Below are 22,609 nucleotides of genomic sequence, written 5' to 3'. Positions count from 1 at the left end.
GTTAATTGATAGAATATGGTTCAATTCGAATAACTGGTTTAGGAATCTTAATTTTTGGAAGAATTTTTTCAGGAAGTACTTTCTTTGAAGTATCATGAGTTGATGGATCATTCGGATCAAACTTTTCTAGAAATTGAATAACTTCCTTTACAATCGGAGTTGGTGTGGATGCACCAGCAGTAACCGCAACATGATTGACATTTTCTAGCCATTCCAATTTTAGGTCGGAAATATCACCAATTCGGTACGATGGTGTTCCTGCAATCTCCTCTGAAACTTGAGTGAGTCTGTTAGAGTTGTTGCTCATTGGGTCGCCAACCACAATAAGAAGCTCTGCTTTGCCAGCCTGTTCAGCAACTGCCTCTTGTCTTACTTGAGTTGCTAGACAAATTTCTTTGTGAACTTCAATGTTAGGGAATTTTTCTTTTAATTTATCCATCAAATGAACAACATCCCATTGAGACATTGTAGTTTGGTTCGTCACTAATAATTTCTCGTCAGGTAGGGATAGATTTTCAATGTCTTCAATTGTCTGCACTAAATGTACTTTACCTGGAGCAACTCCGATAGCGCCTTCTGGCTCGGGATGTCCTTTTTTCCCGATATAAATAATCTCAAAGCCCTCTGCTGTTTTTTCTTCGATTAAGTCATGGGTAACAGTAACATCAGGACAGGTGGCATCTATAGAAACTAAACCTTTTTTACGTGCCAGTTCTTTTACCTCTGGGGAAACACCGTGAGCAGTAAAGATAACGGTACCCTTCTCCACTTTGGATAGGATATCTAAACGATTTTCTCCATCCAGTGTAATAATTCCGTCTTGCTCAAAAGCATCGGTTACATGTTTGTTGTGAACAATCATTCCTAATATATAAATTGGCCGTGGAAGAGATGAGTCCATCGCAGCGTTACGTGCAATAACCATAGCATCCACCACACCATAACAATATCCTCTAGGCGAAATTTTTTGTACAATCATTTTTAAGAAACTCCCTTCAATACGAGCATACTCATATTATAACGGAGGTTAAGGTTGATTACAAAGTATTAAAACGGCGGCTGGAAGATTCGAGGTAGCGAGGCACCTCCAGTGGAAGCTACCGCGCTTGCTGCTCTTGCTACCGGGGCTGCAGCCGCCGAAGCTGTAGTGGCTGCAGTTGCTGCTGCTCCTGCAGCAGGAGCAGCTGTGAAGCCTCGATAAAGTCTCAATAGTGCAGGTACATTCTGTATCATAGGTGCCCATTGTTTGACCATAGGTGTTAGTTGTTGAGCTGTATTAATAAACTTATCAGCAGTCTGCAAATAAGACATCGTTTTACTGCTTAGACCGCTAGCCCCTGCAGCAGCAGTTCCAGCGGCACCAGCAGCGCCAGCCGCTGCTGCGGCTTGCCCAAAGCCTTGTGGTCCTGGTCCAAAACCTCCGGGAGGACCACCTGGCGGTCCTCCCGCATTAAATCCTCCACGAGGAGGTCCTTGCCCAAACATGCCAGCTCCAGGGGGAGGACCCTGGCTAAAACCGCCTCCAGTAGGTGGAGCTGAAGAACCACCATTGCCTCCTTGGAAATGTCTTACTAAATTAGTAAGAGGTCCGCTCGCCGGTCCATTACTAGGTCCACTTGGAGCTTCACCGAAATTTTGTGGAGGAGGAGGGGCATTCTGGAAGGAATTTTGATTGCCAAAATTAGAAAAGTCATTCCCTCTTTGAGCGAATGGATAAAAAGATTCATAGCGCAATTTGTTTCATCTCCTTTCGAACATACAGACTATTCTATTCTATGCAAATTATCCGTTTTATGTACAATCGTGTTACAATAAAGATATGATAGGGAGGGACTCAAATGTCCAAATACACAGATTATAATTTTCAACCGTTTTTACAAGAAGCAATAAATAAATTAGGCTTCCAGGAACCAACACCAATTCAAAAAGAAATCATTCCTTTAGTATTAAAGGGGAAAAGTGCGATTGGTCAAGCACACACGGGGACTGGAAAGACTCATAGCTTCTTGATACCGATTGTTGAAAAAGTAAATGCTAGTAAACAAGAGGTACAAGCAATCATAACTTCTCCAACAAGAGAACTTGCAACTCAAATATATAAAGAGTTGAACAAGTTAATAGAGGGTACAGAGATTCAAACTAAGCTATTCATAGGAGGAACAGACAAGGCTCGTTCAATCGAAAAGTTAAAAACACAGCCACAAATAGTCGTTGGTACACCAGGTCGACTTCGTGATTTAACTGTTGAACAAGCGCTTTTAGTTCATACTGCAAATGTATTAGTAGTGGATGAAGCAGATTTAGCATTTGATTTAGGTTTTATAAACGAAATAGATCAGTTCGCATCACGTATGCCTGATCAATTAGAGATGTTTGTATTCTCTGCAACTATTCCAGAAAAACTACAACCATTCTTGAAAAAATATATGGACTCTCCTGTGCATATTAAAATAGGTGACAAACGCCCAGTAGCAGATGGTATTGACTTTACTGTTGTACCTGTACGTAGTAAATCTCGTAAAAAACGATTATTAGATGTTATTGAAGGTATCAATCCTTATTTGGCAATTATCTTTGCTAATACAAAGCAAAATGCCGATGAAGTTGCAAATTACTTACAAGGTAACGGCGTAAAAGTAGGCGTTGTACATGGAGATATCTCTCCTCGTGATCGTAAACGCGTGATGAAACAAATTCATGAATTAGAATATCAATATATAGTTGCAACAGACTTAGCAGCTCGTGGAATTGATATTCCTGGAGTAAGCCATGTCATCAATTATGAAATTCCAGAGGACTTAGAATTCTTTATTCACCGAGTTGGTAGAACGGCTCGCGCAGGGCTAACTGGGACAGCAATCACATTGTTTGAACCATCTGATGAGGATGCGTTAAACCGTATAGAAAAAATGGGCATTACATTTGAACACAAAGATGTAAGTAACGGTGAATGGACAGAGCTAAAAGAACGCCATGCGAGAAAGAATAGAACAAAAGTAGAAAATGAAATCGATGCTAAAGCGAAGGCGCTAGTCCGTAAACCTAAAAAAGTTAAACCAGGCTACAAGCGTAATATGAAATGGGAAATGGACAAAGTGAAGAAAAGAGAGCGTCGCATTAAAAACCGTAAGAAATAAGGAGGAACTTCCATGCTACTAGGATCACATGTTTCCATGAGTGGTAAAGAAATGCTTCTGGCATCTAGTAAAGAGGCAGCATCATACGGTGCAAACACATTTATGATATATACTGGAGCACCTCAAAACACACGTAGAAAACCAATTGAGGAATTAAATATTGAGGCTGGATTACAGCATATGAAGGAAAATGACATCTTTAATATTGTGGTTCATGCACCTTATATTATTAATTTAGGAAATACCACAAAGCCAGAAACATTTGCTTTAGGTGTAGAATTTCTCCAAAAAGAAGTGGAGCGTACTGCTGCGATAGGTGCAACACAAATTGTTCTTCACCCAGGAGCTCATGTAGGCGCTGGAGCTGAAGCAGGTATACAAAAAATTATAGAAGGCTTGAATGAAGTTTTGACAACTGAACACCCTGTCCAAATTGCATTAGAAACAATGGCAGGTAAGGGATCAGAGTGTGGAAGGACTTTTGAAGAGCTTGCTCAAATATTCGATGGTGTTACAAATAATCATCGATTGTCAGTTTGTATGGATACATGCCATATACATGATGCTGGCTATGACGTAGTAAATGATTTTGATGGTGTATTAAATCAGTTTGACAAACTTATTGGAATTGACCGTTTAAAAGTGTTGCACATTAATGATAGTAAGAACGTTTGTGGAGCAGCTAAAGACCGTCATGAAAATATTGGATTTGGTGAAATTGGATTTGAGGCACTTCAATATGTTGTGCATCATCCACAGCTTACAGAAATACCTAAAATACTAGAGACGCCTTTTGTTGGTGTAGATGCTAAATCGAAAAAAGCTCCTTATAAAATGGAGATTGAGATGCTTCGTTCTAAATTATTTGACCCTAAGGCATTAGAATTACTTACTGTGTAATATTTAAATTGTCTGGCACCTTCTCTTTTCAACGAAAAGAGGAGGGGCCTTTTTCTTTTAACTGCTCATAAAGAGTAATAGCGCGCTTTTCACCTAAAATTTGAATCAGTTTTTGCTGGATGGCATTAGGTACTCCTAATACTAGCCAAGTTATAGAAATTTCTTGAAGCAAAGGATGAACTCCCTCTATTTCTTTATCCGACAGCTTCACCTCAAATCCTTTTAGGATTTGTTTAAATTCTTTTTTAGTACAGTTTTGTAGTTGAATTATAAACTTCCCAATATCCATATGAACATCCTTTCAAGCAATTTTATTTACACAATACGATTTATCCTCTATACTTTATCATTGTAAATCGTAATCATTCTGAATTAGAATAGAGGAAACAAAGTGTCCTTACCATTAATCAAATTACATAATATTTCTTATAAATACGAACAAACACAAGCGTTAATCGATATTAACTTAGTCATTGAGGAAGGAGATTTCCTAGCCATTATTGGTCCTAACGGTTCTGGAAAGTCCACACTTCTAAAGATTATACTAGGACTGTTAAAGCCAACAGATGGAGAGGTATTCCTATTTGGAAAGCCTGCTCATAAATTTAAAGAGAGAGAATGGATAGGCTACGTATCTCAAAAGTCGAATTCGTTTAATACGGGCTTTCCTGCCACAGTAAGTGAAGTGGTTAGAAGCGGAATTGTTAAACAAACAGGTCTTTTTAAGCGTTTCCCTAAGAATATTAAACTTCAAGTTCGACAAGCATTAAAGGCAGTAGGAATGGAAGATTTCGCTGATAAAAATATAGGAGAGCTTTCTGGTGGCCAGCAACAGAGAGTATTCATCGCAAGAGCAATGATTAGTAATCCTAAGATATTAATATTAGATGAGCCTACAGTTGGAATTGACAGCAAAAATGTTCGTTCATTTTATAATATGTTAGTACACTTGAATCGTGAACATAATATTACTGTCATACTAGTTACCCATGATGTTGACGCCGTTTCAACTAGCATCAGTCATGTGGCATGTCTAAATCAAAGAATGCACTTCCATGGTTTTAAAAAAGACATGGAATTGATGAGTGAAGAACAATTGGAAGCATGGTACGGTCATTCGGTCCGTAAAGTTGAGCACCAAGGTGAGGTACAGTCATGATAGAATCTATTTTTCAATACGAATTTCTTCAAAATGCATTTGTTTCGGGGTTGATTATTGGAATTATTGCTCCTCTGTTGGGCGTGTTCATCGTTGTAAGAAGGCTATCACTGATAGCAGATGCATTGAGCCACGTGACCCTTGCAGGGATAGCAGGTAGTCTTTACTTAAGCCAATCGATTGGGGCACTAGCGCTACTTAATCCATTATATTTAGGAATAGTTGCTTCGGTTACGGGCTCACTTTTTATCGAAAGGCTGCGTCGTCTATATAAACATTATGAAGAATTGGCAATTCCCATCATTATGTCAGCAGGCTTGGGTTTTGGTGCTATATTTATTTCTTTAGCTGAGGGATTCAGTTCAGATTTGTTTAGTTACTTATTTGGTTCCGTATCTGCCGTCAGCAGACAAGATTTATGGATAGTTATTAGCATTTCAATTGTTGTGTTATTATTTTTAGGGCTATTTTTTAAAGAACTTTTTGTTTTATCATTCGACGAAGAATATGCAAAGGCTTCAGGTCTTCCTGCTAAATGGATCCATATGCTTTTCATGGTGGTAACAGCTCTAGTGATTGCTGCATCTATGAGAATTGTCGGTATATTACTTGTTTCTTCGCTTATGACACTGCCTGTGGCAGCAGCTATGAGAATATCCAAAAGCTTTAAGCAGGCTCTTATTCTATCTGTAATTTTTGGCGAACTAGCTGTTGTCATTGGACTAGTAAGCGCGTTTTATTTGGACTTAGCCCCAGGTGGAACTATTGTCGTTACTTCTATTATTATCTTGCTTCTAGCTATCTTAGCTAAAAAGGTGGGAAGAAAAGGAGCGGTTGCAACATGAACATAGAAAAAGCATGGGATCTTTTAAAAAAAGAAGGCTTTAAGAAAACCGATAAGCGAGAACAGATTCTCGATATTTTTTCTAAAACAAGTAAGTATATTACAGCTAGAGATATATTAGATGTCATGATGGAGGAACACCCGGGTATGAGCTACGATACAATTTACCGTAATCTTAATACTTTCGTAGAGCTTGGTATTTTAGAAGAAACAGAGCTGGCAGGGGAAAAGAACTTTCGAATGCAATGTGAAGTAGATCATCATCATCACCATTTTATTTGTTTAAAATGTGGCAACATTAAAGAAATCAATTTTTGCCCAATGGAAGTGCTTCAAAATAGTATACCGGGGTATGAGATAGAAAATCATAAATTTGAGATTTACGGAAACTGTCCAGAATGTCATTGAGAAGTGTAAGCCTTTAATGGTTTACACTTTTTTTTGTTGCCAGGAGATTGTAGTAAATTTCCGTAGGATTGTCGTAAAATTCTCTGAGAGAAAGCGTAGTCAGGAAAAGAATGGGGAGTGAAGAATTAAGCCACTATTATTTGCTGCTTGTTGTGGCTTATTTCCTTCTCAAGTATGTGTCCACGATTGTTAGTTTCATTTATCTTAAAAGGTTTTAGCTACTAATTCCTACAGAAGTGTTTTCGTATTCGCTATTTGTTAATGCCTTATAGATGAATTCAGCAACATCTGCTCTAGATATAGATCGCCCTGAATTAGGAACACCTGTAGTAGATTCTTTATAATTACCAGTAAATGCTTTATCTGTTAGTCCCATTGGTCTAACAATTGTATAAGTTAAATCATTCGATTTAATGTAATCAATTGCATTTTTATGGTCGGCTAACACGTTACCCAGCATTTTCATCATCATTTTGCCCATTATCCCTGGTATTTCATTTTCCACACCTGCAGAGGCAGTATAAATAATTCGTTTCACATTATTCGCAACCATTCCATCAGCTACATTTTTTATCATATTTTCTAGTTGAGTAGATTTTTTCATCCCAGTAGTGGATCCTAAACATGAAATAACTGCTTCCTTGCCACTTATAGCTTCCTCGACGGCTTTCTTGTCAAAAGCGTCACCTTGAATAATAGTCAGATTTTCATGCTCCATCGCTAGCTTAGAGGGGGTCCGTATGTATGCTGTGACAGAGTGACCCTTTTCTAATGCTAATTTAGTAAATTGTTTGCCTACACCGCCATTTGCTCCGAATATAATAATATCCATGTCTGTTTCCTCTTTTCTAATGTTTTGTATTACTTAGCCTATAATCAGGAAACACCTATGTCCGATTACAAGTAAGTTTGTATTGATTAAGTAACATTTCAATTGAAGCTTGAAAATACTATTTTACCTAAAAAAAGGGATAACCCTTAACAGGTTACCCCTTTTCATATTACTTAATAGTCATCGAAAATTCTTTTTCGATCCAATTATTTGCTTCAATCCAGTTATTCACTCGGATGACGCCCTTAGGAGCGGGTTGTTGATTATATGGAGTGTTGAACAATAAAACTGGAATATCTAGCTCTTCATTAATTTCTACAGCATTGTCATGCTTGTCTTCAAAGAATACATGTACGCCATGTTTTCTGGCAGTTTCTATTTTGTTGTGAGTACCGATCAATTCGATATGATCATATAGTAACTCTTGCTCTTTAAACCAGTTTAAAGTTACGTCCATGACATTTTCTCCACGAGCAGAGATAAAGTATAGCTCATACTTTTCCTTCCAAGCAGATAAAACCGCTTTAGCATCTGCTTGAATAGGGGAGGTAGCGTAGATTACTGACTCAGACGACTTAAACCATTCAAAAAATTCCTTTTGGTCTACTTCAAATGCCTTTGTTAAATCGTACTCTTTAATATCCTCTAACTGTAAATTACATTTAAAAGCATCATTTATATGTGGAAGCAAAGAAGTAGGACAAGTAACTGTCCCATCTATATCTATGCCGAATCGTACATTCGTCATTGTATCTCTCCTTACGCTTGTTGTGTTTCAGCATCCTTTTGTTGTTTATCTAGCTCTTGTTGTGCAAAATACTCAGCAGCAATTTTATCAATTTCGATTTTAAGCTCTTCAACCATTGTTTCCTCGGGAACTTTGCGAACAGTTTTACCTTTACGGAACAAAAGACCTTCTCCTCGTGCACCTGCAATACCTATGTCAGCCTCACGAGCCTCACCAGGTCCGTTTACTGCACATCCTAATACTGCTACTTTAATAGGTGCCTTAATATGAGAAATGTATTCTTCTACTTCATTTGCAATAGAAATTAGGTCTATTTCGATTCGTCCACAAGTCGGACATGATATAAGTGTTGCAGCGTTAGAAGAAAGACCGAATACTTTTAAAAGCTCTCTTGCAACCTTTACTTCTTCAACTGGATCTGCACTTAAAGATACACGCATTGTGTTACCAATACCCATCGCTAGAAGTGTTCCAAGGCCAGCAGCACTTTTAATAGAACCTGCAAACAATGTACCTGACTCAGTGATTCCTAAGTGAAGTGGGTAGTCAAATGCTTCAGAAGCCTTGCGGTAAGCTTCAATTGCTAAGCTAACATCAGAAGCCTTCATCGAAACAATAATGTCATGAAAATCTAAGTCTTCTAGAATTTTTATATGGTGAAGAGCACTTTCTACCATACCATCTGCTGTAGGATAGCCATACTTCTCTAGAATTTTCCTTTCTAGAGAACCAGCATTAACACCGATTCGGATTGGAATACCTTTTGCTTTAGCCGCATTTACTACAGCTTCTACTTTTTCCTTGCGCCCAATGTTACCTGGGTTAATACGAATTTTATCAGCACCTTGTTCGATAGCGATTAGCGCTAATTTATAATCAAAATGGATGTCCACTACTAATGGAATATTAATACGTTTTTTTATCTCGCCGATCGAATAAGCGGCACGTTCATCTGGACAAGCTACACGAACGATTTGACAACCAGCTTCCTCTAGGCGTAAAATTTCCGCCACAGTTGCTTCTACATCATGTGTTTTAGTTGTAGTCATACTTTGGATAAAAAGCTCGTTACTGCCACCTATAGTCAAGTTTCCAACTCGCACAGGACGAGTTTTGGAACGATGAATTATTTCACTCATGAAATTCTCTCCTTCTTGAGGCTTTATGCCGTCACTATCCACCATTTTATCAGTCTTTCAAATGAATTGACAAGGAAGAAACCTCTAATTTTCTTTTTTACAGTTTGTTTGCGATGTATAAACAGGTAAAAGTACTTTTTCTCCTACATGGAATGACTGGTTTTTTAAATGAGGATTTAGCTCATAAAAATCATTTAAACGTTTAGTAAATGAAATATCTTCACTAGTAGGATAAATCGCAAATAAAGAATAGATAGTTTCCCCAGGCATAATCTCTGCAACAATATAGTTAGGAGATTCAATGCACTTCTCCATTTGTATCTCACTCGAATATGCTAATGGGATAGTTCCCTCAAACAAATCTACCTTAATAATATAAAACGAAACAAGTAGCGCGATGGTTGCTAAAAATAGTTTCATTAAAAATCCCCCCTAACGAACTCTATGTCGCAGGAGGGAACATTATGCATTATCTCTTGATAGGATAATATTTTAAAGACATAAATAAATAGACAAACGTAATGACATAGATTACTAATTGAAAATAATCATTAGACCATTGCAGTAAAGCAAAAAGGATGGAAAGCAACATTGGAACAGTGCTGGCAAATAGAGTCGTTCTCCATAAATGACGATATTCACCACGCCGTTTTAATAAATGAAGTATTAGGGTACCTATATAGGCAAAGATACTAATACGGACAAATATCAACATAGTATTTAATACAAACAAAAATATAAAAGCGAACGGATAGATCAACCATTGAATATCCGCAAAATATTCAATAAGTCCCTCAACATTTTGTTGTTGTTCTGAAATCCCATTTATAAATCCGTAAAAGGAGAAAGCTGTCATTAGAAATACATAGATGAATATGTATTGCATAACCTTTCCAATAGGTATAAGTCGAAATGCCGCAATTTTTTTAGGGCTATGTAAGCTTGCTTTAAATAATTGATATAGATTCATAGATATCACCCTTCCTACTTCATAATATCATCTTCAGAATGAAGAAAACAAAGTAATTTATTTGCTTTGTTAAGATATTGTAAAGAATGGTGAGTATGTGTTTACATAGGCTTAATAATTTCATCATAATAGAAATGTATTAATTTTCCGAAATAGGAGTTGAGCACATCGTGGAATTGAACTGGCAACAAATGCTATTTGAATTTTTTGGGGGACTAGGTATATTTTTGTTCGCCATTAAGTATATGGGTGACGGTTTACAAAAAGCAGCAGGAGAACGGTTAAGAGATATATTAGATCGCTATACTACCAATCCTTTTATGGGGGTTTTAGTTGGTATTATTGTAACCGTATTAATTCAATCTAGTTCAGGTACAACTGTTATTACTGTTGGACTAGTAAGTGCAGGGTTTATGAAGCTGCGACAAGCAATTGGTGTTATTATGGGTGCTAACATAGGAACAACCATTACTGCATTCATCATTGGTTTTGATGTAGGTGGCTATGCACTTCCAATTATGGCTGTAGGAGCTTTTTTAATCTTCTTTTTTAAGAAACATGTTGTACAAAATGTTGGGGAAGTCATTTTTGGATTTGGGGGATTATTTCTAGGTCTTGAATTAATGAGTGGGGGCATGCAACCTTTAAGAGAGTTAGAGGCGTTTACAGATTTTACACTGGCGATGAGTGACCATCCATTCCTTGGTTTATTGTCAGGAACAATATTTACTCTAATAGTCCAAAGTTCAAGTGCCACCGTTGCTATTCTTCAAGGGCTTTATGCAGAAAATCTACTATCTCTCCAAGGTGCCTTACCAGTTCTTTTCGGGGATAATATAGGAACTACTATTACAGCGATTCTCGCATCTTTAGGTGCTTCTGTTGCTGCAAAGAGAGCTGCAGCGACCCATGTTTTGTTTAATGTAGTAGGTTCAGTAATTTTTATACTTTTATTAATACCGTTTACTATATATATTGAATGGATATCTGGTGTTCTTGATTTAGAGAGTAAAATGCAAATAGCCTTTGCACATGGTTCATTTAACGTGGCAAATACGATTATACAGTTCCCATTAATAGGAGCTTGGGCATATTTAGTAACTAAGTTAATACCGGGAGACGATGTTTCCATTGAATATAAACCAAAACATTTAGATGTTAATTTTATCGAACAGTCACCATCTATCGCAATTGGACAGGCTAAAGAAGAAATCTTGCGGATGGGTGCTCTAAGTGTTCAAGGTTTAGAGAATACATACGCTTATTTAAAAACAAAAAACAAACGAAATTCTGATCTAGCTTATCAAATAGAGGATGCATTAAATAATTTAGATCAAAAAATTACAGATTATTTAGTGAAAATCTCTTCTCAGCCATTGTCCGATCAAGATTCTGGAAGACATAATATGCTTATGGATACGGTAAGGGATATAGAAAGAATCGGAGACCACTTCGAAAATATTTTGGAGCTAATCGATTATCAAGAGGTTCATCGAATTATTTTAACGGAAGATGCATTGGAAGATGTATCGGAAATGTTTGAACTGACTATACAAACAGTCGAAAAAGCGATAGAGGCTTTGAACAATAACGACGATAAACTAGCGACTGAAGTAGCTGAACAAGAAAATGTTATAGATAAAATGGAAAGACAATATAGAAAAAATCATATTTTACGTGTAAATGAAGGGAAATGCTCGGGTCAAGCTGGTATAATGTTCGTAGACATTTTAAGTAATTTAGAGCGGATCGGAGACCATGCATGTAATGTGGCCGAGGCCGTATTAGGGAGACGTGTATGATAGAGATTATTGGTTGGATTTTAGTTATAGCTAGTTTTATAATAGCTTTTGTTGGTACTTTTTATCCTATTATTCCTTCAGTAGTTTTTATGCTATTGGGTTATATCTTGTATGGATTTTTTTTCTCTTTCAACGAATTGACTTGGCTATTCTGGGCTATTCAAATATTATTTGTCGTTCTTTTGTTTGGAGCAGATATGGCAGCGAACGCATTTGGAGTTAAAAAGTTCGGAGGAACGAAGGCGGGAGTTTGGGGGAGTACAATTGGATTGTTGTTTGGACCATTCGTTATCCCAGTTGCTGGTATAATTATCGGACCCTTCCTGGGAGCTGTTATCGCAGAACTAATAGTGACAAGAGAAGGATTTAAACAAGCGACCAAATCTGGAATAGGTTCTTTAATCGGTTTCCTAACATCCTCTGTTGCTAAAATAGTAATTTTAACAATTATGATTGTAATTTTTGTTTTCTTTATTTAACTCAGTCAAAAGTAGGAGAAAAATTTAGTCTTTTTTATTTGAACGTTTGTTCATATTTTGATACGCTAATAAATGGATAGAAAATTACTATATTATTTCTTAGGAGGAAACTATAATGGCTTACGAATTACCACAATTACCTTACGCTTACGATGCACTTGAACCACATATCGACAAAGAAACGATGAATATTCATCATACGAAACACCACAATACTTATGTAACTAACTTAAACAATGCAGTTGCAGGAAAAGCTGATTTGGAAAACAAATCTGTTGAAGAACTTATTGCTAACATTGATGCTCTTCCAGAAGACATCAAAACTGCAGTACGTAACAATGGTGGTGGGCATGCTAACCACTCACTATTCTGGCAACTTCTTTCTCCAAACGGCGGAGGAACTCCAACTGGCGAACTAGCTCAAGCAATCGATGCTAAATTCGGTAGCTTTGACGCTTTCAAAGAAGAGTTTGCGAAAGCAGCTACAACTCGTTTCGGTTCAGGCTGGGCTTGGTTATCTGTAGCAAACGGAGAATTAGAAATTTCTTCAACTGCTAACCAAGACTCTCCAATCATGGAAGGTAAAACTCCATTATTAGGTTTAGATGTATGGGAGCATGCATACTACTTAAATTATCAAAACCGTCGTCCTGATTACATTTCTTCTTTCTGGAATGTTGTAAACTGGGATGAAGTTTCAAAACGCTATTCAGCTGCAAAATAATTTTTCCTGCAATAGGAATATATTTTATAAAATGAAACTTAGCACACACTTTTTCGTCTAAAAGTGTGTGCTTTTTATGTTACAATAAAATAAGATAAAATTATTCAACAAGTAGGTGAAATCATGCGAAAAACAACTAAAAAACGTGCACAGAGTATGAAGGCGAAACAAAGAGCAAATCTAACTTTTCGTATGAACATTCTTTTCTTTTCTATTTTTTTACTTTTTACAATTTTAATATTAAGACTGGGCTTCCTTCAAATTGTAAAAGGGGAGAACTATGCACGTGATCTAGAGCGGACCGAGGAAGTAGCTGTTAATACAAGCGTTCCCCGTGGACGATTATATGATAGTGAAGGACGAATATTAGTTGATAATAAGCCTCAAAAGGTAATAACTTATACTAAGATGCAGACAACTACTTCTGCGGATATGTTAAAAACCGCTAAAAAATTGAGCAAGTTAATTGAAAAAGATACGAAAAATATTACTAAAAGCGATCGACAAGACTATTGGTTGCAAAAGAATGACGAAGAAGCTAAAAAACTTGTGACAGATAAAGAAAGACAGGAAATAGAAAATAACGAAGAGTTAACGAAGGCTGAAAAGAATAGAGCAATCGACCGTCTTCAACGTAGTAAGCTTACGGAAGAACAGCTTAATTCCTTTACACCTGAGGAAGAGGAAATTATTGCTATCTATAGAGAAATGGCTACCGGCTACGCATTATCCCCTCAAATTATTAAAGGTGACGAAATGAATAAAGAGGAAGGAGATATACTCGAGGTCACAGCGGAAGAATTTGCAAGAGTTTCTGAGCGTCTAGGTGAGGCGGATATGACAGGTGTAAATACGACAACTGACTGGAGACGAGTAAAAAACTCCACTTTAGCTGTTTTGGGAAGCGTTTCTTCCCCGAAAAAAGGACTTCCTAATGAGCGCCTGAATTATTTCCTATCTAGAGACTACACACGTAATGATCGTGTAGGTACTTCCTATATAGAACAACAGTATGAAGAAGTACTGCAAGGGCAAAAATCTGTTGTAAAAAATATTACAGATGGTAAAGGTCGAGTAATGGATGTAGAAACAGTGTACGAAGGAAAGCCAGGGAATGAGCTTGTTCTAACTACAGATAGTCAAGTTCAACTAGAAATGGAAGCTATTGTAGAGAAACAGTTGCTTCAAATGAAAAACAATAGGGGAACAGATTATTTAACCAGTGCTTTTTTAATCATATTAGATCCTTACACTGGTGATGTTCTATCTTTAGTTGGGAAGAAATTAGAAAAAGAAAATGGCAAATGGGTAGCTAATGATTATGCATATGGAGCTTTTAAAACAGGCTATGAGCTTGGCTCCACAGTAAAGCCGGCTACCGTATTGACTGCATATAGAGAAAATGCAATTGAAGTTGGGGAGTATTTAGTCGATGAACCTATTCGAATAAAGGGTTCGAGTCCTAAAAGTTCTGTATTTAATAGAAACGGCAGAATCCGATTAAATGATTTAACGGCATTGGAACGATCCTCCAACGTGTACATGTTTAAAATTGCGTATGCATTGGCAGGTAAGACGTATCAGCCAAACCAACCGATTTATTTTGGAGAGGATGCATTTTTGAAAATGCGTAATGGATATGCGCAGATGGGATTGGGAGTTCCAACTGGGATAGATTTACCAGGAGAATCCACTGGTTTTATCGGTCAAAATGAATCTGGTAAATTACTAGATTTAAGTATTGGACAGTATGATACTTATACTCCTCTGCAATTAGCTCAATATACTGCAACTATTGCTAACGGCGGTACACGTATACAGCCACATATCGTGAAGGAAATTAGAGAGCCTTCAGAGGATGGGGTAACTCTTGGTAAGTTAGTGAAGGAAATAACTCCTACAGTTTTAAATGTGATAGATAATTCTCAGGAAGAGATTAACCAAGTTCGAAAAGGGATGCAAAGAGTTTATTTTGGAGACAAGGGTACAGGTAAAAAAGCTTTTGGAAGTGCTCCATTCACTGCTGCAGGTAAAACAGGGACTGCTCAATCGTATTATAAAGATAGTACAATGGAGAAATCAGTGCAAACAGTTAACTTAACTCATATTGGCTTCGCCCCATATGATAATCCTGAAATTGCTTATGCGATTGTAGTGCCTCAAGCATTCACTGAATCCACCTATAAAACAAATTATACGAGTGCGATGGCAAGAGAAGTTGTAGATACTTACTTTGATATACAGAAGAAAAAGAACGACTTAGAAACTAATGATTCTACATCTACACCTTCTATAAAACCTGCCTTTACAAATGATCAAATCGATGAAAGTGATGAAAAAAATAAAACAGATGAAGAATAATGAAACTGATCTTAAATGGATAATCATACAAAGTACCCCGAGAGTTCGCATCTCGGGGTACTTTGTCTATTTTTGAAGGTATTTGAGTCAAGTCCTCTTGAATTTTATGGGCGGTACTTCTGTATCCAAAATGAATCTTCAAAAAAGCTACACGCCATATTTGTTTTAATCTCTTTTATTGTTGTTGCTTCGTAAGTATGCCAATACATATTGAATAATGGTCACTTTAAATAACAAACCGGGTTCAACACTTGGTCTCTCAATAGCAGAGTAAAGATGCTTAAAACATTCGATACATCTATAGTGATTCTTTCATAAGAAGTAGAAATACGAAGTTGATTAAAAACTATAATTTAAACTTAACTCTCTAAAAAGTATCTAATTTTAATTTACAAAATATTTACACTACCTTTATACAGACTCAATATCAAAGCCTTAAAGTAAAACTTGTAAGACAGAAAACATACTTTAGGGGGATTTACCTGATGAAAAGCTGGAAGTACTTATTAATGACAACTATGGTAGGATCAGCACTTGCTCTAGGGGCTTGTGGAACAGATTCAACAGAAGAGGCAGAAACGGATACAGAATCCGCATCCTCAGCATCGAAAGATTCTCAAGAAGAAGCTGTCTTAGAAGGAAAAGTTTCTGGAGATGGATCTAGTACAGTAGCACCTATACTGGAAGCAGTAGTTGAAGAATATTCAACAGAGCAATCAAAAGTACAAGTAACAGTCGGGGTATCAGGTACTGGTGGAGGCTTTGAGAAATTCATAGCTGGAGATACAGACTTCTCCAATGCATCACGCCCTATAAAAGAAGAGGAAAAGCAAAAATTAGATGAAGCAGGAGTAGAATTCACGGAGTTCCAAATTGCATATGACGGTTTATCGTTAGTAGTTAACAAAGACAATGATTGGGTTGACTCTTTAACAATAGAAGAATTGAAGAAAATGTGGATTGAAGATGGAACAGAGAAAAAATGGTCTGATATCAATCCGGAGTGGCCAGATGAAAAAATTGTTTTCTATTCACCAGGCACAGACTCTGGTACTTATGACTATTTTGACGAAGTAGTATTAGATGAGGCAGATTTAGTGAAATCTGCACAGCTTTCAGAGGATGATAATGTGCTGGTTCAAGGCGTTCAAGGAGATAAAAATGCAATTGCTTTCTTTGGATATGCTTATTACCTAGCCAACCAAGATACTTTAAAGGTTGTTAAAGTGGAAGGTATTGAACCAACAAACGAAACAATTGAATCAGGTGAATATTCTCCGTTATCTCGTCCATTATTTGTTTATGCTAAAAATAGTGCAATCAAGGAAAATCCAGCATTTTATGATTTCATGAAATACACGATTGAAAAAGCAGGAGAAATGGCAGAAGCAGTAGGTTACGTAAGCCTACCTGAAGAAGAATATGAAAAAGGCTTGGCAGATTTAGAAGCTCTTAAATAAACAGAAGATTTTCATGGAGAAAGACATGAGTAGCTTCCGGCTACTCTTTTCTTTCGTTTGGTAAAAGGGGGATATACAGTGGTACAAAAAAAGATGATGGATGGAACATCAGTTCAAGATCTAATTGCAAAATCTAACAAGAAAAGATCGAAAAAGTTAATAGAGAAGGTTATACCAATAGGTCTTATGCTAATTGCATCGGTCTCTGTTCTTACAACGTTTGGAATCATTCTAACCTTAGTTGTAGAAACTAGTATTTTCTTTTCTAAAGTACCAATAACCGACTTTTTATTAGGTACAGAATGGTTTCCATTTGCTAATACAGAGCAAGTATTCGGAATTCTCCCTTTAATAGCTGGAACTTTAAAGGTAGCATGTATTGCAGGGATTGTAGCTGTGCCCTTTGGTATTGGATCAGCTATTTTCTTAAGTGAATATGCCAGTGATCGTACAAGAAGAATTATCAAACCCATCTTAGAAGTGTTAGCTGGTATTCCAACCATTGTTTATGGTTTTTTTGCTTTAACATTTGTAACACCACTTTTACAACAGCTTATACCAGATTTAAAAATCTTTAATGCTTTAAGCCCTGGAATTGTCGTTGGAATTATGATTCTGCCAATGATTGCGTCCTTATCAGAGGATGCGATGTCTTCTGTTCCAAAGTCAATCCGAGAAGGGGCCCTGGCGATGGGCTCTACAAAATTGGAGGTTTCCTTGCGCGTTGTATTGCCAGCAGCATTATCTGGAATTATAGCCTCTATCGTGCTTGCACTGTCTAGAGCAATCGGTGAAACGATGATTGTATCTTTAGCAGGTGGGTCTACACCAAAGTTTGATTGGAATGTAACCGAATCTATTCAAACAATGACAGCCTATATTGTTCAAGTTTCCTCGGGTGATGCTGGCTATGGAACAACCATCTATTATTCCATTTACGCAGTGGGCTTCACATTGTTCTTATTTACACTTTTCATGAACTACCTAGCTCACGTTATTTCGAAAAAGTTTCGGGAGGAATATTAAATGAGATACGTGGATCATGAGTCAGTGATTAAGAGAATGACAGGAAGACTAACATTAAATAGAATTTTTAAGTTTATCTTTTTTTTAGCTACTATGTTTGCGTTATTAGCATTAGGTATATTATTTTATCGAATAATCTCACAAGGCATTGGATATATAACCCCTGAATTTTTCAATAATTTTGGCTCTCGTTTTCCTGAAAAAGCTGGTATAAAGGCGGCTTTAGTTGGTTCTATTTGGTTAATGTGTGTGGTTGCTCCAGTTTCCTTAATATTAGGAGTAGGGACAGCAATCTATCTTGAGGAATACGCAAAGAAAAACAAATGGAATGATTTTATTCGAATGAATATATCCAATTTAGCTGGAGTTCCTTCTGTAGTTTTTGGTCTACTCGGTTTAACAATTTTCGTCCGTGCGTTGGCATTAGGAAATAGTATCTTGGCAGCAGGATTTACAATGAGTTTACTAATATTACCGGTCATTATCGTTGCTTCACAGGAGGCAATTCGTGCAGTTCCAACAGAGGTAAGAGAAGCTTCCTATGGAATGGGAGCAACCAAATGGCAAACCATTTTAAAAATAGTTCTTCCTTCAGCCATTCCTGGCATTCTAACAGGAGCAATATTAGCATTGTCTCGTGCAGTTGGAGAAACAGCTCCTTTAGTAGTAATTGGAGTTCCTGTAATTATACACTTTCTTCCTGATGGAGTAATGAGTCAGTTCACTGCACTTCCTATGCAGATTTATGATTGGGCTAAAAGACCACAGTTAGATTTTCAATATGTAGCTTCTGCAGGGATTTTAGTATTAATGATGTTTTTATTGATCATGAACTCAATAGCAATTTTTATAAGGAACAAATTCCAAAAACGTTATTAGGGGGACTCTTAAATGCTTAAAACTAAAACGACCAAACATACAACGAATCATTCAATATCTAAAATTGTATACGATACACAAGGACTAAATTTATGGTATGGTACTCATCATGCTTTAAAAAATATAAACCTTCAGATTCAGGAAAACGAAGTAACAGCTATTATTGGACCTTCAGGCTGTGGTAAATCTACGTATATTAAAACGTTGAATAGAATGGTAGAATTAGTACCAACAGTAAAAACATCCGGACATATTATATATAGAGATAGAAACATCCTTGACGCAGGCTATGGAGTAGAGGAATTGAGAACAAGGGTAGGTATGGTTTTTCAAAAGCCTAATCCTTTTCCAAAGTCCATCTATGACAATATCGCCTATGGTCCAAGAATCCACGGCATTAAAAACAAGAAATTACTAGATGAAATTGTAGAAAAGAGTCTTCGTGGAGCAGCTATATGGGATGAGGTAAAGGACCGATTAAATACGAATGCATATAGTTTGTCAGGTGGCCAACAGCAAAGAATTTGTATTGCTCGTTGTCTAGCGATTGAACCTGACGTAATACTAATGGATGAACCTACATCTGCGCTTGATCCTATCTCTACATTAAAGGTAGAGGAGCTAATCCAGGAGTTAAAAAAGGATTATTCTATTATCATCGTGACACACAATATGCAACAAGCAGCTAGAATTTCTGATAAAACGGCATTTTTCTTAAATGGAGAAGTAATTGAGTTTGACAAAACGGATGTTATCTTTTCAACTCCGGAGGATAAAAGAACAGAGGATTATATTTCAGGACGTTTCGGATAAAAGAAAGGGGTCAAATGATTATGGTAGGAAGAGAGAAGTTTGATGCGGAACTTAAACATGTCCAGCAGCTTTTGTTAGAAATGAGTAATACGGCTATTCAAACGATTGACAAAGCGATGGATTATTTGCTGGCTAATGATATTGAAGGCGCATTAACCATTATAAATAATGACATCCATATTAACCGTATGGAAGAGGAAATTAATGATCGAGTAATTTTATTGATTGCAAAGCAACAGCCAGTAGCTACAGACTTACGACGACTTATGGTGTTGGTGAAGATTGCAGCCGATATGGAACGTATTGGGGACTATGCAGTTAATATTGCAAAAGAAACCATACGCATAGGAAAAGATGAGCATATAGCTCCTATTCATCTGTTAGATGAGATGCGAGTAAAAACTATCTCGATGTTAGAACAAACCTTAACAGCTTTTATCAAAGAAGATATGGAAGAGGCAAAAGCCATCGCTAAGCTAGATGATGAAGTTGATGAAATGTATGGGCACGCGATTAAAACCTTATTAGCAGTAGGAGTAAACGAACCAGCTCATCTTAGTCAAGTGACACAGCTCTCCTTTGTGTGTCGTTACTTAGAAAGATCCGCGGATCATGCTACTAACATGGCAGAACGTCTTTTATATTTATTAAAAGGAAGACATTACGAGTTAAACAACTAATCAGACGTTTTATAATAAGAAGTAAGGTAGGCATCCCATTTATAGGATGTCTACCTTTTAGTTTGTTATCAGCTCAGTTATTTGCTTGATGGTCATTTTGGAATCCACTTCATACGTTCCTATTTGAATTCGTGAAGACAATCCTTGGTCAACAATATAATTTTCAAAATCCATTTTATTTTGAATAACTCCTGCTTCTTCTAAGACTAAACTAATATCAGAAGAGGTCATACCAGACTTTATAGCTAATCTAAAAGCATTAACAGTAGGGGAGGAAACTTCTTGTTTGCTTACCTCTGTTTCATTCTGTTTAGGTTGTTCCTTTTGAGCATTGTTTAAATTGAGCTGCAGCTGGGCAAGTTGTTTTTTTACCTCAGACAGCTCTTGTTGTGATTGTTTATATGCTTGTGCGTCGCCAGCTGAAGAAATATCTTCATTAGATAATCTGTGCTCTAATTGTATAATTGTGCCTGCTAGGAATAATCCGATACCTAAAAAGCGTATGGCTGTTTTTTTCATTAGCGTGTACCACCAATCACAGATTTAACTTCTTCAACTGTCAAAGAGGAGCGGCTACTAATGTCCTTTAAAGAATACCCCTGTTTATGTAGTTCTAACACCTGGTTTTTAATGATTGCATGAACTACTGGTTTTGTAGCAACATTTTTTTTAGGTGCTGTCTTTATTGGATCAATTAGCAATTCCTCTTCGATTACCTTTAATCTACGTTTTAGAGCGCTCGTTTCTTGATAGAGAGTAAAAGAAAGATCCTCGACCTCGGCCTCCACTTTTTTTGAACCATCTTTGATAAAGAAAGAAAGTGCCATTAAAATTATTCCAATGATTATTAGAATGATAGAAAAGTCCATAATTTTCACCTCAAATTTAAATATCCTGTACTCATACTACCATATCCTAAAAAACTTTAAACAAATTCTTCTATAATATTGTAGATTTTCTTCAATTGTGTGCTATAATTGGTTAGTCGTATAAATCATGCTCAAGTTTTATATTTAATCCTGGCAAAGAGTGGGAGGGACAACCATGCGCGTTAATATTACATTAGCTTGTACAGATTGCGGAGAGCGCAACTATATTTCTAAGAAAAACAAGCGTAACAATCCAGAACGTCTTGAACTTAAAAAATATTGCTCTCGTGAAAAGAAAATGACTCTTCATAGAGAAACTAAATAATAACCTAAACCAAAACCATAAAGGTTTTGGTTTTTTTCTTCGCAAATAGATGCTATTGGAGGTATTAAAATGTCCAAACAATTAATGAGAAAAAACATGAAGGATAAACTGTCTAGATTAGACAGCGACTTATACATATTATATTCCGAGCAAATTAAAACAAATTTTATAAAGGAAATTTCATCCTTAAATGTTCGTACTATTGGATTAACCATATCAGCTTTCCCAGAGGTAAATACTGAAGGGATTATACATGCTCTTTGGGAGTTGGGAAGAACAGTTGTTGTGCCAAAATGTACTCCGCAGGATCGTTCGATGACCTTTTATCGTATAGAAGACTACAATCAACTGGAGACCGTTTATATGAATTTAAAAGAGCCTAATCCTAAATTGACCACAGCAGTTGAACCAAGTTCAATTGACTTGCTAATAGTGCCTGGAATTGTGTATAGTAAATCAGGGTATAGGATAGGATATGGCGGAGGATATTATGACCGTTTCTTATCCAATTATAAGGGAAAGTCTTTGTCTTTGGCTTTTGACATGCAATTAGTTGATGAAATTGTGTCAGAAGACTTTGATCTTCCAGTAGATAGCATTATTACCGAGCGTACAACAATAATGTGTAAGGAAAATAGGGAGATGGGTGGATTAACTTGAAATCCGTATATGATGTTATGCAACTGTTAAAACGCTTTGGGATATTTGTATATACAAAAGACCGAATCGCGGATCTTGAAATAATGGAAGAAGAAATAAAAGAACTGTATTCTATGCAGATGATTGAAGCACAAGATTTTCAACTAGCCATTTTGTTATTAAGACAGGAAAAAGGTAAATTAAGTAAGTCTTTATAACTACAAATGCTATATGAATATGTGATAAAAAAGCTATCTTCTAAATTAATTGAAACTTATTAGGTTTTAATCCGTCTAACATAGGGTAAGTAAAAATAGGTTTTGTAAATTTTATATTAAAATTCCATTTCATTAATATTGATTTATTTTGATGAAAGGATTAATATATACACTGTTACTTTTACTCATAGAAAGAG

At 36.5% G+C, this 22,609-nt stretch carries 27 protein-coding genes; 17 read left to right on the top strand and 10 right to left on the bottom strand.

The window, feature by feature from the left end:
* Position 1: 1 nt before the first annotated feature.
* The gene (locus tag MHB55_RS11780; protein ID WP_151109431.1) at positions 2-979 is read right to left on the bottom strand and encodes a 4-hydroxy-3-methylbut-2-enyl diphosphate reductase; all 978 of its coding nucleotides are present in this window, start codon (positions 977-979) and stop codon (positions 2-4) included.
* Positions 980-1,047: 68 nt separating this feature from the next.
* Positions 1,048-1,734 (bottom strand): VrrA/YqfQ family protein, encoded by a 687-nt coding sequence (vrrA, locus tag MHB55_RS11775; RefSeq protein ID WP_340863275.1) that lies wholly within the window; start codon positions 1,732-1,734, stop codon positions 1,048-1,050.
* A 104-nt stretch (positions 1,735-1,838) separates the two neighbouring features.
* On the opposite strand from vrrA, the gene MHB55_RS11770 reads away from it, so the two are divergent.
* Both MHB55_RS11770 and MHB55_RS11765 read left to right on the top strand, forming a co-directional pair.
* The gene (locus MHB55_RS11770) at positions 1,839-3,137 is read left to right on the top strand and encodes a DEAD/DEAH box helicase (RefSeq protein ID WP_144535912.1); all 1,299 of its coding nucleotides are present in this window, start codon (positions 1,839-1,841) and stop codon (positions 3,135-3,137) included.
* Between the two features lie 12 nt (positions 3,138-3,149).
* A complete protein-coding gene (locus MHB55_RS11765; RefSeq protein WP_151109435.1) occupies positions 3,150-4,037 on the top strand; it encodes a deoxyribonuclease IV in 888 nt (295 codons plus the stop codon).
* A gap of 28 nt (positions 4,038-4,065) precedes the next feature.
* On the opposite strand, the gene MHB55_RS11760 is transcribed toward MHB55_RS11765, so the two are convergent.
* A complete protein-coding gene (locus MHB55_RS11760) occupies positions 4,066-4,326 on the bottom strand; it encodes a hypothetical protein (protein WP_340863274.1) in 261 nt (86 codons plus the stop codon).
* A 102-nt stretch (positions 4,327-4,428) separates the two neighbouring features.
* Here MHB55_RS11760 and MHB55_RS11755 point away from each other — a divergent pair, with 102 nt between their 5' ends.
* The 3 genes from MHB55_RS11755 to MHB55_RS11745 are packed head-to-tail and all read left to right on the top strand — an operon-like array spanning position 4,429 to position 6,448.
* On the top strand, positions 4,429-5,196 hold the full coding sequence (locus MHB55_RS11755) for a metal ABC transporter ATP-binding protein (RefSeq protein WP_154310647.1): 768 nt from the start codon (positions 4,429-4,431) through the stop codon (positions 5,194-5,196).
* Positions 5,193-6,041 (top strand): metal ABC transporter permease, encoded by an 849-nt coding sequence (locus MHB55_RS11750; RefSeq protein ID WP_154310648.1) that lies wholly within the window; start codon positions 5,193-5,195, stop codon positions 6,039-6,041. Before MHB55_RS11755 ends, MHB55_RS11750 begins: the two co-directional genes overlap by 4 nt.
* Positions 6,038-6,448: a Fur family transcriptional regulator gene (locus MHB55_RS11745; RefSeq protein WP_144535922.1), complete on the top strand. Its 411-nt coding sequence runs from the start codon at positions 6,038-6,040 to the stop codon at positions 6,446-6,448. Before MHB55_RS11750 ends, MHB55_RS11745 begins: the two co-directional genes overlap by 4 nt.
* Positions 6,449-6,662: 214 nt before the next feature.
* Here the strand turns inward: MHB55_RS11745 and MHB55_RS11740 are convergent, their stop codons facing one another.
* The 5 genes from MHB55_RS11740 to MHB55_RS11720 all read right to left on the bottom strand — a co-directional run bounded on the left by MHB55_RS11740 (position 6,663) and on the right by MHB55_RS11720 (position 10,137).
* Positions 6,663-7,280, bottom strand: a complete 618-nt coding sequence (locus MHB55_RS11740; protein WP_340863273.1) for an NAD(P)-dependent oxidoreductase — start codon at positions 7,278-7,280, stop codon at positions 6,663-6,665.
* Positions 7,281-7,449: 169 nt separating this feature from the next.
* The gene (locus tag MHB55_RS11735) at positions 7,450-8,028 is read right to left on the bottom strand and encodes a hypothetical protein (protein ID WP_340863272.1); all 579 of its coding nucleotides are present in this window, start codon (positions 8,026-8,028) and stop codon (positions 7,450-7,452) included.
* A gap of 11 nt (positions 8,029-8,039) precedes the next feature.
* Complete coding sequence (ispG, locus tag MHB55_RS11730) at positions 8,040-9,167, bottom strand: flavodoxin-dependent (E)-4-hydroxy-3-methylbut-2-enyl-diphosphate synthase (protein ID WP_144535927.1); 1,128 nt, start codon at positions 9,165-9,167, stop codon at positions 8,040-8,042.
* A gap of 84 nt (positions 9,168-9,251) precedes the next feature.
* Entirely contained in the window at positions 9,252-9,587 is a 336-nt protein-coding gene (locus MHB55_RS11725) for a hypothetical protein (protein ID WP_144535929.1), read from the bottom strand.
* A 49-nt stretch (positions 9,588-9,636) separates the two neighbouring features.
* Entirely contained in the window at positions 9,637-10,137 is a 501-nt protein-coding gene (locus MHB55_RS11720) for a DUF1189 family protein (protein WP_154310652.1), read from the bottom strand.
* A 170-nt stretch (positions 10,138-10,307) separates the two neighbouring features.
* Here MHB55_RS11720 and MHB55_RS11715 point away from each other — a divergent pair, with 170 nt between their 5' ends.
* The 9 genes from MHB55_RS11715 to phoU all read left to right on the top strand — a co-directional run bounded on the left by MHB55_RS11715 (position 10,308) and on the right by phoU (position 20,361).
* Complete coding sequence (locus tag MHB55_RS11715; protein WP_318245393.1) at positions 10,308-11,939, top strand: Na/Pi cotransporter family protein; 1,632 nt, start codon at positions 10,308-10,310, stop codon at positions 11,937-11,939.
* Positions 11,939-12,418: a DUF456 domain-containing protein gene (locus MHB55_RS11710; RefSeq protein ID WP_151113634.1), complete on the top strand. Its 480-nt coding sequence runs from the start codon at positions 11,939-11,941 to the stop codon at positions 12,416-12,418. Before MHB55_RS11715 ends, MHB55_RS11710 begins: the two co-directional genes overlap by 1 nt.
* 115 nt (positions 12,419-12,533) lie before the next feature.
* Positions 12,534-13,142, top strand: a complete 609-nt coding sequence (locus tag MHB55_RS11705) for a superoxide dismutase (RefSeq protein ID WP_144535934.1) — start codon at positions 12,534-12,536, stop codon at positions 13,140-13,142.
* 123 nt (positions 13,143-13,265) lie between these two features.
* Positions 13,266-15,503, top strand: coding sequence for a peptidoglycan D,D-transpeptidase FtsI family protein (locus MHB55_RS11700; RefSeq protein WP_151109445.1), 2,238 nt, complete (start codon positions 13,266-13,268; stop codon positions 15,501-15,503).
* Between the two features lie 485 nt (positions 15,504-15,988).
* Positions 15,989-16,963: a PstS family phosphate ABC transporter substrate-binding protein gene (locus MHB55_RS11695; RefSeq protein WP_154310654.1), complete on the top strand. Its 975-nt coding sequence runs from the start codon at positions 15,989-15,991 to the stop codon at positions 16,961-16,963.
* Positions 16,964-17,056: 93 nt separating this feature from the next.
* On the top strand, positions 17,057-17,989 hold the full coding sequence (pstC, locus tag MHB55_RS11690; protein ID WP_151113636.1) for a phosphate ABC transporter permease subunit PstC: 933 nt from the start codon (positions 17,057-17,059) through the stop codon (positions 17,987-17,989).
* The gene (gene pstA / locus MHB55_RS11685; protein WP_144535939.1) at positions 17,990-18,868 is read left to right on the top strand and encodes a phosphate ABC transporter permease PstA; all 879 of its coding nucleotides are present in this window, start codon (positions 17,990-17,992) and stop codon (positions 18,866-18,868) included.
* 12 nt (positions 18,869-18,880) lie between these two features.
* Positions 18,881-19,681 carry a phosphate ABC transporter ATP-binding protein PstB gene (gene pstB, locus MHB55_RS11680; RefSeq protein WP_340863270.1) on the top strand — a complete coding sequence of 267 codons (801 nt, stop codon included), beginning with the start codon at positions 18,881-18,883 and terminating at the stop codon, positions 19,679-19,681.
* Positions 19,682-19,701: 20 nt separating this feature from the next.
* Positions 19,702-20,361 (top strand): phosphate signaling complex protein PhoU, encoded by a 660-nt coding sequence (phoU, locus tag MHB55_RS11675; protein WP_154310655.1) that lies wholly within the window; start codon positions 19,702-19,704, stop codon positions 20,359-20,361.
* 57 nt (positions 20,362-20,418) lie between these two features.
* Here phoU and MHB55_RS11670 read toward each other — a convergent pair whose 3' ends face one another.
* Together MHB55_RS11670 and MHB55_RS11665 are read right to left on the bottom strand one after the other, a co-directional pair.
* Positions 20,419-20,880 (bottom strand): endolytic transglycosylase MltG, encoded by a 462-nt coding sequence (locus MHB55_RS11670; RefSeq protein ID WP_154310656.1) that lies wholly within the window; start codon positions 20,878-20,880, stop codon positions 20,419-20,421.
* Complete coding sequence (locus MHB55_RS11665) at positions 20,880-21,230, bottom strand: hypothetical protein (RefSeq protein ID WP_340863269.1); 351 nt, start codon at positions 21,228-21,230, stop codon at positions 20,880-20,882. Before MHB55_RS11665 ends, MHB55_RS11670 begins: the two co-directional genes overlap by 1 nt.
* A gap of 175 nt (positions 21,231-21,405) precedes the next feature.
* Here MHB55_RS11665 and rpmG point away from each other — a divergent pair, with 175 nt between their 5' ends.
* From rpmG to MHB55_RS11650, 3 genes are all read left to right on the top strand, one after another.
* Positions 21,406-21,555, top strand: coding sequence for a 50S ribosomal protein L33 (gene rpmG, locus MHB55_RS11660; protein WP_053588882.1), 150 nt, complete (start codon positions 21,406-21,408; stop codon positions 21,553-21,555).
* A gap of 69 nt (positions 21,556-21,624) precedes the next feature.
* Positions 21,625-22,215, top strand: coding sequence for a 5-formyltetrahydrofolate cyclo-ligase (locus MHB55_RS11655; protein WP_154310657.1), 591 nt, complete (start codon positions 21,625-21,627; stop codon positions 22,213-22,215).
* Entirely contained in the window at positions 22,212-22,412 is a 201-nt protein-coding gene (locus tag MHB55_RS11650; protein WP_151109459.1) for a YqgQ family protein, read from the top strand. The genes MHB55_RS11655 and MHB55_RS11650 overlap by 4 nt, the downstream gene beginning before the upstream one ends.
* Positions 22,413-22,609 lie beyond the last annotated feature (197 nt).

The organism is Psychrobacillus sp. FSL K6-1267 (assembly GCF_038003265.1).
Lineage (GTDB): Bacteria > Bacillota > Bacilli > Bacillales_A > Planococcaceae > Psychrobacillus > Psychrobacillus faecigallinarum.
Note: the sequence above shows the minus strand (reverse complement) of the source record. Positions and strands in the feature narration are given on the sequence as shown.